12 protein-coding genes are annotated in these 13,059 nt (G+C 68.4%); 4 read left to right on the top strand and 8 right to left on the bottom strand.

Features of this window, described 5'->3' with window-relative positions; all coding sequences use genetic code 11:
- Positions 1-85 precede the first annotated feature (85 nt).
- The 8 genes from rseP to rpsB form a co-directional block, all read right to left on the bottom strand.
- Positions 86-1,444, bottom strand: a complete 1,359-nt coding sequence (gene rseP, locus QLQ83_RS03480; RefSeq protein ID WP_282734172.1) for a sigma E protease regulator RseP — start codon at positions 1,442-1,444, stop codon at positions 86-88.
- Between the two features lie 39 nt (positions 1,445-1,483).
- Entirely contained in the window at positions 1,484-2,668 is a 1,185-nt protein-coding gene (gene ispC / locus QLQ83_RS03475; protein ID WP_282734171.1) for a 1-deoxy-D-xylulose-5-phosphate reductoisomerase, read from the bottom strand.
- Entirely contained in the window at positions 2,665-3,465 is an 801-nt protein-coding gene (locus tag QLQ83_RS03470; protein ID WP_282734170.1) for a phosphatidate cytidylyltransferase, read from the bottom strand. Before QLQ83_RS03470 ends, ispC begins: the two co-directional genes overlap by 4 nt.
- Positions 3,458-4,246 carry a polyprenyl diphosphate synthase gene (gene uppS, locus QLQ83_RS03465; protein WP_282734169.1) on the bottom strand — a complete coding sequence of 263 codons (789 nt, stop codon included), beginning with the start codon at positions 4,244-4,246 and terminating at the stop codon, positions 3,458-3,460. The genes QLQ83_RS03470 and uppS overlap by 8 nt, the downstream gene beginning before the upstream one ends.
- Positions 4,247-4,364: 118 nt before the next feature.
- Complete coding sequence (frr, locus tag QLQ83_RS03460) at positions 4,365-4,922, bottom strand: ribosome recycling factor (RefSeq protein ID WP_282734168.1); 558 nt, start codon at positions 4,920-4,922, stop codon at positions 4,365-4,367.
- 4 nt (positions 4,923-4,926) lie between these two features.
- A complete protein-coding gene (gene pyrH, locus QLQ83_RS03455; RefSeq protein WP_282734167.1) occupies positions 4,927-5,694 on the bottom strand; it encodes a UMP kinase in 768 nt (255 codons plus the stop codon).
- A 115-nt stretch (positions 5,695-5,809) separates the two neighbouring features.
- Positions 5,810-6,679: a translation elongation factor Ts gene (tsf, locus tag QLQ83_RS03450; RefSeq protein WP_282734166.1), complete on the bottom strand. Its 870-nt coding sequence runs from the start codon at positions 6,677-6,679 to the stop codon at positions 5,810-5,812.
- 138 nt (positions 6,680-6,817) lie between these two features.
- Positions 6,818-7,564, bottom strand: a complete 747-nt coding sequence (rpsB, locus tag QLQ83_RS03445) for a 30S ribosomal protein S2 (protein ID WP_282734164.1) — start codon at positions 7,562-7,564, stop codon at positions 6,818-6,820.
- 284 nt (positions 7,565-7,848) lie between these two features.
- Here rpsB and map point away from each other — a divergent pair, with 284 nt between their 5' ends.
- The 4 genes from map to QLQ83_RS03425 all read left to right on the top strand — a co-directional run bounded on the left by map (position 7,849) and on the right by QLQ83_RS03425 (position 13,028).
- Positions 7,849-8,640, top strand: coding sequence for a type I methionyl aminopeptidase (gene map, locus QLQ83_RS03440; RefSeq protein WP_282734163.1), 792 nt, complete (start codon positions 7,849-7,851; stop codon positions 8,638-8,640).
- A gap of 10 nt (positions 8,641-8,650) precedes the next feature.
- Positions 8,651-11,332 carry a [protein-PII] uridylyltransferase gene (locus tag QLQ83_RS03435; protein WP_282734162.1) on the top strand — a complete coding sequence of 894 codons (2,682 nt, stop codon included), beginning with the start codon at positions 8,651-8,653 and terminating at the stop codon, positions 11,330-11,332.
- A gap of 158 nt (positions 11,333-11,490) precedes the next feature.
- Positions 11,491-12,690 (top strand): succinyldiaminopimelate transaminase, encoded by a 1,200-nt coding sequence (gene dapC, locus QLQ83_RS03430; RefSeq protein WP_282734161.1) that lies wholly within the window; start codon positions 11,491-11,493, stop codon positions 12,688-12,690.
- A complete protein-coding gene (locus tag QLQ83_RS03425) occupies positions 12,690-13,028 on the top strand; it encodes an arsenate reductase (RefSeq protein ID WP_282734160.1) in 339 nt (112 codons plus the stop codon). The genes dapC and QLQ83_RS03425 overlap by 1 nt, the downstream gene beginning before the upstream one ends.
- Positions 13,029-13,059 lie beyond the last annotated feature (31 nt).

Genomic DNA, 13,059 nt, shown 5'->3' with positions numbered 1-13,059 from the left:
AGTCGATTCGCTCGCGTTGATCTGCCGTCCTGTCCAGACAGGCACCTTATACATTTGTACTGGCCACTGACAAGCCGGCGCCCGGCTACCAGAGCCGCATCAGGTCGAAATAGAGCGCCATCAGCATCAGGGTGCCGACCAGCGCCAGGCCGATGCGCAGGCCCACGGCCTGGGCCTGCTCGGACACCGGGCGACCGCGCACCACCTCGAGCAGGTAATAAAGCAGGTGGCCGCCGTCGAGCACCGGGATCGGCAGCAGGTTGAGCACCCCCAGGCTGATCGAGAGGTAGGCCAGAAAGCTGACGAAGCTCTCCAGGCCCGCCCGCGCCGAGTCGCCGGAGATCCGGGCGATGGTGATGGGGCCGGAGAGGTTGGACGGCGAGATCAGCCCCACCACCATCTTGCGAATGGCCCCCAGGGTCAGCACCGTCATCTCGCCGGTACGCGCCAGCGACTGGCCCACGGCGGCCACCGGGCCGTAACGGATCTCGCGACGGTACTCGTCGGGCCAGCTGACGGCCTCGACACCGGCGCCGATGTAGCCGATGGCCACGCCCTCCTCCAGCTCGTTGCGGCCGGGCGTGACGGTGATCGAGAGGCGCTCATCGTCGCGCAGCACCTCGAGGTCGAGGGGCTCACCCGGACTGGCGCGGACCCGGTCGACGAAGGCCATCCAGTCCGTCACCGGGTCGCCGTCCACCGCCACGACCTCGTCGCCTACCTGCAGGCCGGCCTCGGCGGCCGCCTCGCCCTCGACCAGCTGACCCAGCACCGCCGGGATCTCGGGCTGCCAGGGGGTCAGCCCCAGGCTCGGCAGCGGCCGCGGGGGATCCTGGCGTACCAGCCACTCCTCCACCGGCAGGCGATAGGTCCGTGGGTCGGCGGTGGCCTCGTCCCGGGCCTGCACCTCGAGCTCGCCGCTCTCGCCGATGGCCGCGACCAGCTTGAGGTTGATCTCGTCCCAGGAGCGCACCGCCTCGCCCCGTACCGCGGTAATTTCCTGGCCCGCCTCGAGGCCGCCACGGCTGGCCGGGGAATCCGGCGTCACGCTGCCGATCACCGGCGCCACCGTGGTGGTGCCGGCCACGAACAGCGCCCAGTAGGCGACGATGGCCAGCAGGAAGTTGGCCAGGGGGCCGGCCGCGACGACGGCGATGCGCTGCCAGACCGTCTTGTTGTTGAAGGCCTGTTGCCGCTCGGCGGGGTCGACGGGCCCCTCGCGCTCGTCGAGCATCTTTACGTAGCCGCCCAGCGGGATGGCGGCCACCACGAACTCGGTGCCGTGACGATCGCGGCGCGACCACAGCGGCTTTCCGAAGCCCACCGAGAAGCGCAGCACCTTCACGCCGCAGCGCCGGGCCACCCAGAAGTGGCCGAACTCGTGGAAGGTGATCAAGAGGCCGAGCACCACGATCACGGCCAGCACGTTCTGGATCAGGCCCAAGGCAATCTCCTTGCAGTCAACAGCGTCGAGGCGCGCGCATCATTGCCGCGCCAGCCAGGCGTGTGCCGCCCGCCGGGCGATAACATCGGCCTCGAGGATGGTCTCGAGGTCCCCCGCCGGCACGACCGGGCGCTCATCACGCACCCGGGCCACCAGCTCTGCGATATCGGTGAAGCCGAGGCGGCCGGCCAGGAAGGCCTCCACCGCCACCTCGTTGGCGGCATTGAGCACCGCCGGTGCCGTGCCGCCTGCGGCCATGGCCTCCCGGGCCAGGCGCAGGCAGGGAAAGGCCGTCTCGTCGGCGGGCTCGAAGTCGAGCCGCGCGACCTGGAAGAGGTCCAGCGCCTCCACCCCGGCGTCGATGCGCTCGGGCCAGGCCAGGCCGTAGGCGATGGGGGTCCGCATGTCCGGGTTGCCCAGCTGGGCAATCACCGAGCCGTCGCTGTAGGCCGCCATGGAGTGGATCACGCTCTGGGGGTGCACCACCACCTGGACCTGGTCGGGACGGGCCTCGAAGAGCCAGCACGCCTCGATCAGCTCGAGTCCCTTGTTCATCAGGGTGGCGCTGTCCACCGAGATCTTGCGCCCCATGGACCAGTTGGGGTGGGCACAGGCCTGGTCCGGGGTCACGCGGGCCAGGTCATCCCGCGACCAGCCACGGAAGGGACCGCCCGAGGCGGTCAGCAGCAGTTGCCTCACCCCATGGCGCCCCAGGCCACCGCGGTGCTCGACGGGTAGACACTGGAAGATGGCATTATGTTCGGAATCGATGGGCAGGAGGGTGGCACCATGGCGCGTGACGGCGTCCATGAACAGCGCCCCGGACATCACCAGGGCCTCCTTGTTGGCCAGCAGGACCCGCTTGCCGGCCTTCACCGCGGCCAGCGTCGGCAGCAGGCCGGCGGCGCCGACGATGGCCGACATCACGGTATCCACCTCGCGGGCCTCGGCCACCTCGACCAGCGCCTCGCGGCCGGCCCGCACCTCGGTGGTGGCGAGCCCCGCCTCGGCCAGTTGCCCGCGCAGCCAGGCGGCATCCTCCTCGGCGTCGAGCACGGCCACCGCCGGCCGGTGGCGCCGGCACTGGGCCAGCAGCGCCTCCCGTGAGCGGTGGGCGGTCAGGGCATGCACCCGGTAGCGTTCCGGATGACGGCCGAGCACGTCCAGGGTACTGGAGCCGATGGAGCCGGTGGCGCCCAGCACGGTCACGCGACGCGGTGTCACAGCAGCCCCCCGTGCAGCAGGGCGAACAGCGGCACCGCCGCGGTCAGGCTGTCGACCCGGTCGAGCACCCCACCGTGACCCGGCAGCAGCCGGCTGGAGTCCTTGATCCCGCGATGGCGCTTGAGCATGCTCTCGAGCAGGTCGCCCAGCACCGAGGCCAGGGTCACCACCGCCGTCGCCAGCAGCAACAGCAGGCCACCGGCGACGCCGAGGCCCTGCCAGGCGGCGAAGCCGACCGCCAGCAGCGAAGTGGAGGCCAGGCCCCCGGCCACGCCCTCCCAGGTCTTGCCGGGGCTGACGCTGGGGGCCAGCTTGTGTCGGCCGAGGGCCCGACCGACGAAGTAGGCGCCGATGTCGGCGCCCCACACCAGCAGCAGCACGAAGAGCAGCCAGACGACACCGCCCTCGCGCAGCACGCTGAAGCCCACCCAGGTCGGCAGCAGCACCCAGAGCCCCATGGCCAGGCGCATGCCGGTCGACTGCCACTGCGCGAGACGCGCGGGGTAGCCGGTCACCCAGTAGAGGTTGACCAGCCAGCCCAGCGCGCCGAGCCACAGCGGCCAGGTCGACAGCACGACGCCGGTCGCCCAGCACAGCGCCATCAGCACGGCGAGGCCCGCCACCGGGAGCAGGCGACGGCCCGGCGAGGTGATGCCGGCGAGGTTGGCCCATTCCCAGGCGGCGAGCAGCACGATGGCGGCGGTGAACAGCCGGAACCCCTCGCCCTCTAGGCCGAACAGCCCGAACAGGGCCAGGGGAATCAGCCAGGCCGCGGTGAGGATCCGTTGTCTAAGCACCCTGTGCCTCGACCTGTTCGTCGGTCATGCCGAAGCGCCGCTGACGCCCCTGGAAGTCGGCCAGTGCACGGTCGAAGGCGGCGCCATCGAAGTCGGGCCACAACACGGGAGTGAAATGGAGCTCGGCATAGGCCATCTGCCAGAGCAGGAAGTTGGAGATGCGCTGCTCGCCGCTGGTGCGGATGCACAGATCCACCGGCGCATCGCCGGACAGGCTCACCTCCTCGTCGAGGGCTTGCTCGTCGACCTCCTCGGGATCGAGCTCGCCGGCGGCGACCCGCTCGGCCAGGCGACGGGCGGCACCGGCGATATCCCAGCGCCCCCCGTAATTGGCCGCGATCACCAGGTGCAGGCCGGTATTGTCCCGCGTCAGCGCCTCGGCGCCGGCGATGTGTTTCTGGATCGAGGAGGAGAAGCCGCTGCGGTCACCGATCACCGACAGGCGGATGCCGTGCCGGTGAAGCTTCTTGACCTCGCGCTTGAGCGCCATGAGGAAGAGCTCCATCAGGGCATTGACCTCGCTGGCGGGCCGCTTCCAGTTCTCGCTGGAGAAGGCGAACAGCGTGAGGGTCTCGATGCCGCGCTCGGCGGCGCGGCGGATGACGGCGCGTACCGCCTCGACGCCGGCATGGTGGCCACGCACGCCGGACATGCCACGCGCCCTCGCCCAGCGGTTGTTGCCGTCCATGATGATGGCCACGTGGCGCGGCAGGGGGGCCTCGCCGGCGGTGGGCCCGTCGTCGGGGGTGACCCCGGAGCGGGGAGACTGCGGTGACGTCATGATGTCTCGCATGGCGGGTAAGAGCATGAAGGCCGTCGAACCGCGGACGCCTTGCCCGCGGTTCGCCGAGGGGCGATCCGTCGCCGGCGGCGCCGTTCGCCGGTGCCGCCCGCCGTCATCAGACCTGCATCAGGTCGTGTTCCTTGGACTCCAGCGCCTTGTCGATCTCGGCGATGATGCTGTCGGTGAGCTTCTGGATGGCCTCCTCGGCCTGGTGCTGCTCGTCCTCGGTGATCTCCTTCTCCTTGAGCAGCGACTTGAGATCACCGTTGGCATCGCGGCGCACGTTGCGCACCGCCACCCGGGCGTGTTCGGCCTCCTGGCGGGCCTGCTTGATGTAGCCCTTGCGGGTCTCCTCGGTGAGCATCGGCATGGGCACGCGGATCACGTTGCCGGCGCTCGCCGGGTTGAGGCCGAGATCGGAGGTCATGATGGCCTTCTCGATCTTGGGCACCATCTGCTGCTCCCAGGGCACCACGCTCAGGGTCCTGGCGTCCTCGACGTTGATCGAGGCCACCTGGTTGAGCGGCACCTGGCCGCCGTAGTAGTCCACGGTCACCGCATCCAGGATACTGGAGTGCGCCCGACCGGTACGGATCTTGTTGAAGTTCTGGTGAAGGGCCTCGAGGCTCTTCTTCATGCGACTCTGCGCATCCTTCTTGATGTCGTCGATCACTGTCTCACCCTCTGTCAATCAGCGTGCCTTCCTTGCCACCCACCACCAGGTTCAGCAGGGCACCCGGCTTGTTCATGTTGAAGACCCGCACCGGCATGTCATGGTCCCGCACCAGGCAGATGGCGGTCAAATCCATCACCCCGAGCTTCTGGTCGAGCGCGTCATCATAGGACAGCTGCTCGTACTTGACCGCATCCGAGTGCTTGACCGGGTCCTTGTCGTAGACCCCATCCACCTTGGTGGCCTTCACCACCACGTCGGCGTCGATCTCGATGCCGCGCAGGCAGGCCGCGGAGTCCGTGGTGAAGAAGGGATTGCCGGTGCCGGCCGAGAACAGTACCACGTCGCCGGACGTCAGGTAGCGGATGGCGGTACGGCGGTCGTAATGCTCCACCACGCCACTCATCGGAATCGCCGACATCACCCGCGAGCGGATGTTGGAGCGCTCCAGGGCATCGCGCATGGCCAGGGCATTCATCACCGTGGCCAGCATGCCCATGTGGTCACCGGTGACCCGGTCCATGCCCGCCTCGTGCAGGGCCGCCCCGCGAAAGAGGTTGCCGCCGCCGACGACGATGCCGACTTGGACGCCGATCCCCACCAGCTGGCCGATCTCCAGCGCCAGGCGATCCAGTACCTTGGGGTCGATGCCGAACTCGGCATCGCCGGTCAGGGCCTCGCCGGAGAGCTTGAGCAGGATACGCTTGTACTTGGACACCTCGGCGCGGGTCTTCTCGGGCTTGCTGGGGGCGGGGTGATCGGCACTGGTCATGGGGTGTCTCCCGGGTTCTCGACGCATGGGACCTGGTGGATGGCCGGATTCACCGGCCGGATACGCGAAGGCGTGCGCTCGCGCGCACGCCATCTTCACACTGGAACCTGCGACCTCAGCTGCGCTTGGCCTGTTCCATCACTTCCTTGGCGAAGTCGACCTCTTCCTTCTCGATGCCCTCGCCCACCTCGAAACGGGTGAAGCCGACCACCTCGCCGCCGGCCGCCTTGACGAACTCGGCCACGGACTGGTCCGGGTTCTTGACGAAGGGCTGCTCGGTCAGGCTGTTCTCGGCCAGGTACTTCTTCAGGCGGCCCTGGACCATCTTCTCGGCGATCTGCTCGGGCTTGCCGGCCATGTCGGGCTGGGCCAGGATGATCGCCTTCTCGGCGTCCAGCTGCTCCTGGGGCATGTCCTCGGGACGGGCCACCGCCGGGTTGATGGCGGCGACGTGCATGGCGACGTCCTTGGCCACCTCGGCGTTGCCGCCCTTGAGCACGGTCAGCACGCCGATGCGACCGCCGTGGACGTACTCGCCGACCAGGTTGCCGTCACCGGCCTCGACCACGACGCTGCGACGCACGCCGATGTTCTCGCCGATCTTCTGCACCAGCTGCTCGCGGGCGGTCTCGAGCTCGCCGTCCATGACGGCGGCCACGTCCTCGCTCTTGGCGGCGAAGAAGGCATCGGCGATCTTCTCGGCGAACGCCTTGAAGTTGTCGTCACGGGCGACGAAGTCGGTCTCGGAGTTGATCTCGACCATCACGCCATAGCTGCCGTTCTCGGCCACACGGGTGACCACGGTGCCCTCGGCGGCGGTGCGGCCCGCCTTCTTGGCGGCCTTGAGGCCGGAGTTCTTGCGCAGGTTCTCGATGGCCTGCTCGATGTCACCATCGGTCTCGGTGAGTGCCTTCTTGCACTCCATCATGCCGAGCCCGGTGCGCTCGCGCAGTTCCTTGACCTGGGAGGCGCTGATAGCTGCCATGGTAGTGTCCTCTGAATGGTTCGACCTGGAATGGGTAGCGGAAAAGAAGAGAAGAAAGGGGGCCTGGGCCCCCTTGCGCCTGTCCGGCGGGCCGCCACCGGAGTGGCGGCACGGCGACCGGCCCAGGCGGGCCGACGATCACTCGGCGGCCGCGTCGCTCTGGCTCTCTTCGGCTTCGGTGACCTCGACGAACTCGTCGGGACGACCTTCCTTCGCGCGGGCGCAGGCGTCGGCGATGGCCTTGACGTAGATCTGGATCGCGCGGATGGAGTCATCGTTGCCCGGGATCACGTAGTCGACGCCATCGGGATCGGAGTTGGTGTCCACCACGCCGATGACCGGGATGCCCAGCTTGTTCGCCTCGTTGATGGCGATGCGCTCATGGTCGACGTCGATCACGAACAGGGCATCGGGCAGGCCGCCCATTTCCTTGATGCCACCCACGGACCGCTCGAGCTTGTCCTGCTCGCGGGTCGCCATCAGCACTTCCTTCTTGGTCAGCTTCTCGAAGGTGCCGTCCTCGTGCATGGTCTCGAGGTCGCGCAGGCGCTTGATGGAGACGCGGATGGTCTTGTAGTTGGTCAGCATGCCGCCGAGCCAGCGATGGTTGACGAACGGCTGGCCGACGCGGTTGGCCTCTTCCTTGATGATCTTGCTCGCGCTGCGCTTGGTGCCGACGAACAGGATCTTGTTGTTGGCCGCTGCCATCTTCTCGACCACATCGATGGCCTCGTTGAGGGCCGGCAGGGTGTGCTCGAGGTTGATGATGTGGATCTTGTTGCGAGCGCCGAAGATGAACTTGCTCATCTTCGGGTTCCAGTACTTGGTCTGGTGACCGAAGTGAGCGCCTGCCTTCAGCAGGTCACGCATGTTGACGTGTGCCATGGATGACTCCTGGAAAATCGGGTTAGGCCTCCACGCACCCCATGGATCCGACCGTCGGAGCAACCCGACAGCACCCGGGACCATGTGACGGTGCATGTGTGATTTCAAGGCATTGCATTGATTGAGCGCACTTCCCGGGCTTCGCCGAGGCGCCGACGGGTCGACAGGGCTCCGCGATTGCAGGAAAGCGCGCAGCTTTATACCATGGATGGCCTCCGAGATGAAGTCGTCCGATGCTCGAGCCCGCCGTCCCTCGGGCGACACCACCCCTGATTCGAGATTCCATGAACGTACCCATCAAGACGCCCGACGAGATCGAGAAGATGCGCGAGGCGGGCCGCCAGGCCGCCAGCGTGTTCGAGATGATCATCCCTCACGTCAAGGCCGGCGTGAGCACCGGCGAGCTGGACCGGCTCTGCCACGACTATATCGTCGACGAACTGGGCTCCACCCCGGCGCCGCTCGACTATCACGGCTTTCCCAAGTCGATCTGCACCTCGATCAACCACGTGGTCTGCCACGGCATCCCGGATGACGCCAAGAAGCTCAAGAAGGGCGACATCATGAACATCGACATCACCGTGAAGACCGCCGACGGCTATCACGGCGACTCCAGCATGATGTTCATCATCGGCGAGACCATCCAGGGCGAGCGCCTCTGCCGGGTCACCCAGGAGTGCCTCTACCGCAGCATCGCCCTGGTGCGCCCGGGCGTGCACCTCTCTACACTTGCCCGCGCCATCCAGTCTCACGCCGAGGCCAACGGCTATTCGGTGGTGCGCGACTTCTGCGGACACGGTATCGGCGCCGGCTTCCACGAGGACCCGCAGGTCCTGCACTACGACGGCTATGCCCCCGAGGCCGACATCACCCTCGAGGAGGGCATGTGCTTCACCATCGAACCGATGATCAACGTCGGCGACCATCGCACCAAGGTCCTGCGCGACGGCTGGACCGCCGTGACCAAGGACAGGAGCCTGACCGCCCAGTGGGAGCACACCCTGCTGGTCACCGCGACGGGCGTGGAGGTGCTCACCGCCCGTCGTGACGAAGACCTCTCCTTCCTCGACCGCTGAGTCGACTGCCATGCTCCTGCACCACTATCGCTTCGTCCCCGACGACAGCCTCTTCGATGTCGAGGCCTTCCGCGCCGAACTCACCGGCGAGCGCTCGCCGATCACCCCCTTCAAGGCGGCGCTGCGCGACATCCAGGCCCGCCTCGACGAGCGCTTCCGCGCCGGCGCCGACATCCGCGACCTGGTGCACGGCCGGGCCTGGTGTCTCGACCGCCTGCTGGCCATCGCCTGGGAGCAGCACGCCTGGCCCGACGACGGGGTGGCCCTGCTCGCCGTGGGCGGCTACGGCCGCGGCGAGCTGCACCCCCACTCCGACATCGACCTGCTGCTGCTGCTCGAGCGCGATGATGATGAACCCTACCGGGAAGCCCTCACCGCCTTCATCACCTTCCTGTGGGACATCGGCCTGGAGATCGGCCACAGCGTGCGCTCGCTGGCCGACTGCGAGCGCGAGGCCGCGGCCGACGTGACGGTGATCACCAACCTGCTCGAGACCCGCACCCTGGCCGGGTCCGAGCGCCTGCGCGAGGCGATGCAGGCGCGCCTGTCCACCGACCGGCTATGGCCGGCGGACCGCTTCTTCGAGGCCAAGTGGCAGGAGCAGATCAGCCGTCACTACCGCTACAACAACTCCGAGTACCACCTCGAGCCCAACATCAAGAGCTCCCCCGGCGGGCTGCGCGATATCCAGATGATCGGCTGGGTGGCCAAGCGCCACTTCGGCACCCAGCGCTACGAGGATCTCGTCTCGGGCGGCTTCATGAACGATCCGGAGCTTCGCATCCTCAGCCAGGGACAGGCCTTCCTGTGGCAGGTACGCTACGCCCTGCACATGCTCACCGACCGCGCCGAGGACCGCCTGCTGTTCGACCACCAGCGCACCATCGCCGAGCTGTTCGGCTATCGCGACACCCCGGAGCGCCTGGCGGTGGAGCAGTTCATGAAGCGCTACTATCGCCACGTCACGGCGCTGGCCGGGCTCAACGATATGCTGCTGCAGCACTTCGACGAGGCGATCCTGCACGCCGGCGAGGCGCTCACCACCATCCCTCTCAACGAGCGCTTCGAGATCAAGGGGGGCTATATTCAGGCGCGCTCGCGCCATGTCTTCCGCCGGCGCCCCTCGGCGCTGCTCGAGCTCTTCCTGCTGATGGCCGAGCATCCGGAGATCGAGGGGGTGCGTGCCGATACCATCCGCCTGATCCGCGACCACCGCCACCAGATCGACGACCTCTATCGCGACGACCTGCGCCACCAGAGCCTGTTCATGGCCCTGCTGCGCTCCGGCGGCAACGTGGCCCGCCAGCTGCGGCGCATGAACCGCTACGGCGTGCTCGGCAAGTACCTGCCCGAGTTCGGCCAGGCGGTGGGGCTGATGCAGCACGACCTCTTCCACATCTACACGGTGGACGCCCATACGCTGCGCCTGCTCAAGTGCATCCACGGCTTCCGCAAACCCGAGGCGAAGGAGGAGTTCCCGGTCGCCGCCAACCTGATCCACCAGCTGCCCAAGCTGGAGCTCTTGTGGATCGCCGGCCTCTACCACGACATCGGCAAGGGGCGCGGCGGCGACCACTCGACCCTTGGTGCCCGGGATGCCGAGGCCTTCTGCGAGCGTCACGGGCTTTCCAGCCGCGACACGCGCCTGGTGAGCTGGCTGGTGGAGCACCACCTGATGATGTCCATGGTCGCCCAGAAGCGCGACATCACCGACCCCGACGTGATCGCCGACTTCGCCCGCCTGGTGGGCGACGAGACGAGGCTCGACTACCTCTACGTGCTGACGGTGGCCGACATCAACGCCACCAACCCGACCCTGTGGAACGGCTGGCGGGCCTCGCTGCTGCGCCAGCTGCACGGCGAGACCAAGCGTGCCCTGCGTCGCGGCCTCGAGAACCCCCTGGAGCGCGACGACTGGGTGCAGGAAACGCGCAGCGAGGCCCACTCCCTGCTGGCCTCGGTGGGCGCCGACATGGCCCGGGTCGACCGGCTCTGGGAATCGCTGGGCGAGGACTACTTCCTCCAGTACGCCCCCAGCGAGATCGTCTGGCAGACCCAGGGCATCCTCGACCACGGCGACAGCCAGCTGCCGCTGATCCTGATCAACGCCCCCACCGACGACATGGCCGAGGGCGGCACCAAGGTCTTCATCCACACCCGCTCGGTGGACGACCTCTTCGCCGCCACCGCCGCCGCCATGGACCAGCTGGGGCTGTCGATCCACGATGCCCGCATCGCCACTTCCAGCAACGACTGGACGCTGAACACCTTCATCGTGCTGGACGACCACGGCCAGGCGATCCGCGACCGCGAGCGCATCGAGGAGATCCGCCGCCACCTGGTGGAGGAGCTCGACGACCCGGACGACTATCCGCAGATCGTCACTCGGCACACCCCGCGTCAGCTCAAGCATTTCCGCGTGCCCACCGAGGTCAGCATCGAGCAGGACCCGGCCAACGAACGCACCCTGCTCGAGCTCGTCGCGCCCGACCGCCCCGGCCTGCTGGCCCGGGTGGGCCGCATCTTCATGGAGCAGGACATCGCGCTGTCGGCGGCCAAGATCGCCACCCTGGGCGAGCGGGTCGAGGACGTCTTCTTCATCACCGACAAGGCCGGTGCGCCGCTCATCGACCCGCAGCGCCAGCAGCGCCTGCGCGAGCGCCTCATCGAGGTCCTGGCCATCCCCGGCTGACGCCGACCACCGGGCACGAGGGCGGGCCGGCGTTTGAGGCCGCCCCGGGGCTTCCCTATAATCGACGCCCTGCCCGCCCGCGCGCCGCCACCGCACGCGGGCCATCACCGACAACGACGCCGGACGCTTGCTTCTGTCCCAGGCGCATCTGGACACCCATGAACCCCGACCTCGACGCCCTCAAGCCCTACCCCTTCGAGAAGCTCGCCGCCCTCAAGGCCGGCGTGACGCCGCCCGAGGGACTGGCGCCTATCTCGCTGACCATCGGCGAGCCGCAGCATGCGCCCTTCGCGGCGTCCCTCGAGGCGCTCACGGCCCACCGCCAGGACTTCGCCCGCTACCCGGCCACCGCCGGGACGAGCGAGCTGCGCGCGGCGATCGCCGGCTGGGCGATGCGACGCTTCGCCCTGGCCGGCCTCGACGCCGACCGCCAGGTGCTGCCGGTGAACGGCACCCGGGAGGCGATCTTCGCCTTCGTCCAGGCGGCGCTCGACCGCACCCGCCCGGCCGGCGTGGCGATGCCCAACCCCTTCTACCAGATCTACGAGGGGGCCACCCTGCTCGCCGGCGGACAGCCGCTCTACCTGGACGGCACGGCCGAGAGCGGCTTCCGGCCGGACCTGGACAGCGTGCCCGCCGAGACCTGGCGCGACGTCCAGCTGGTGTTCCTCTGCTCGCCGGCCAATCCCAGCGGGGCGGTCACGCCGTTGGCCGAGTTCGAGAAGCTCATCGCCCTGGCGGATGAACACGACTTCCTGATCGCCTCGGACGAGTGCTACTCGGAGCTCTACCTGGACGAGGCCGCTCCACCCCCGGGGCTGCTCGAGGCCTGCGCGCGCCTCGGCCGCCACGACTACCGACGCTGCCTGGTGTTCCACTCGCTCTCCAAGCGCTCCAACCTGCCGGGGCTGCGCTCCGGGTTCGTGGCCGGCGACGCCGAGCTGATCGCCCCGTTCCGGCGCTATCGCACCTACCACGGCTGCGCCATGTCGCTGCCCGTTCAGCAGGCTTCGATCACCGCCTGGAACGACGAGGCCCACGTGCGCGCCAACCGCGACGCCTACCGCGAGACGTTCGCCGCGGTGACCGAGGTCCTCGCCCCGGTGCTGGACTTCCCCGCCCCCGAGGCGAGCTTCTACCTGTGGCCGGCGGTGCCCGGCGGGGACGACGAGGCCTTCACCCGCGCGCTCCATGCCGTGGCGAACGTCAGCGTGCTGCCCGGCAGCTACATGGGCCGGGTCGGCAGCACCGGCACCAACCCCGGCAGCGGCCGGCTACGCCTGGCGCTGGTCGCCGATACGGCGGCCACGGTGGAAGCCGCCTGGCGCATCCGTCGCTTCATCGAGAGGAGTTCCTGATGCTGACGCTCTATGTGATCAAGAACTGCGACACCTGTCGCCGCGCCCGCAAGGCCCTGGATGGCAAGGGCATCCCCTACCAGGTCCATGACCTGCGCGAGGACGGCCTCTCGGCCCCGCTGCTGGAGCACATCCTGCACCGCGTGCCGGTCATGGAGGTGCTCAACAGGCGCAGTACCACCTGGCGGGAGCTCGATGACGAGGAGAAGGCCGACATCGACGCCAACAAGGCCCGCGAGCTGATGCTGGCCCACCCTACCCTGCTCAGGCGCCCGCTGCTCGATACCGGCGACGAGATCCTCGTCGGCTACCGCGACGGCGACTACGACTCACTCTAGGGCCCACCCGGGCCCTCCCCTACGCTTCCAG

The sequence above is a fragment of the Halomonas rhizosphaerae genome, from assembly GCF_030010555.1.
Lineage (GTDB): Bacteria > Pseudomonadota > Gammaproteobacteria > Pseudomonadales > Halomonadaceae > Halomonas > Halomonas rhizosphaerae.
The sequence above is the reverse complement of the archived record's forward strand: the minus strand, read 5'-3'. Positions and strand labels throughout refer to the sequence as shown.

Excerpts from the sequence above, each read along its gene's own strand:
- uppS (WP_282734169.1), bottom strand. The coding sequence starts at position 4,246 with ATGACGTCACCGCAGTCTCCCCGCTCCGGGGTCACCCCCGACGACGGG.
- pyrH (WP_282734167.1), bottom strand. The coding sequence starts at position 5,694 with ATGACCAGTGCCGATCACCCCGCCCCCAGCAAGCCCGAGAAGACCCGC.
- tsf (WP_282734166.1), bottom strand. The coding sequence starts at position 6,679 with ATGGCAGCTATCAGCGCCTCCCAGGTCAAGGAACTGCGCGAGCGCACC.
- rpsB (WP_282734164.1), bottom strand. The coding sequence starts at position 7,564 with ATGGCACACGTCAACATGCGTGACCTGCTGAAGGCAGGCGCTCACTTC.
- map (WP_282734163.1), top strand. The coding sequence starts at position 7,849 with ATGAACGTACCCATCAAGACGCCCGACGAGATCGAGAAGATGCGCGAG.
- QLQ83_RS03435 (WP_282734162.1), top strand. The coding sequence starts at position 8,651 with ATGCTCCTGCACCACTATCGCTTCGTCCCCGACGACAGCCTCTTCGAT.
- dapC (WP_282734161.1), top strand. The coding sequence starts at position 11,491 with ATGAACCCCGACCTCGACGCCCTCAAGCCCTACCCCTTCGAGAAGCTC.
- QLQ83_RS03425 (WP_282734160.1), top strand. The coding sequence starts at position 12,690 with ATGCTGACGCTCTATGTGATCAAGAACTGCGACACCTGTCGCCGCGCC.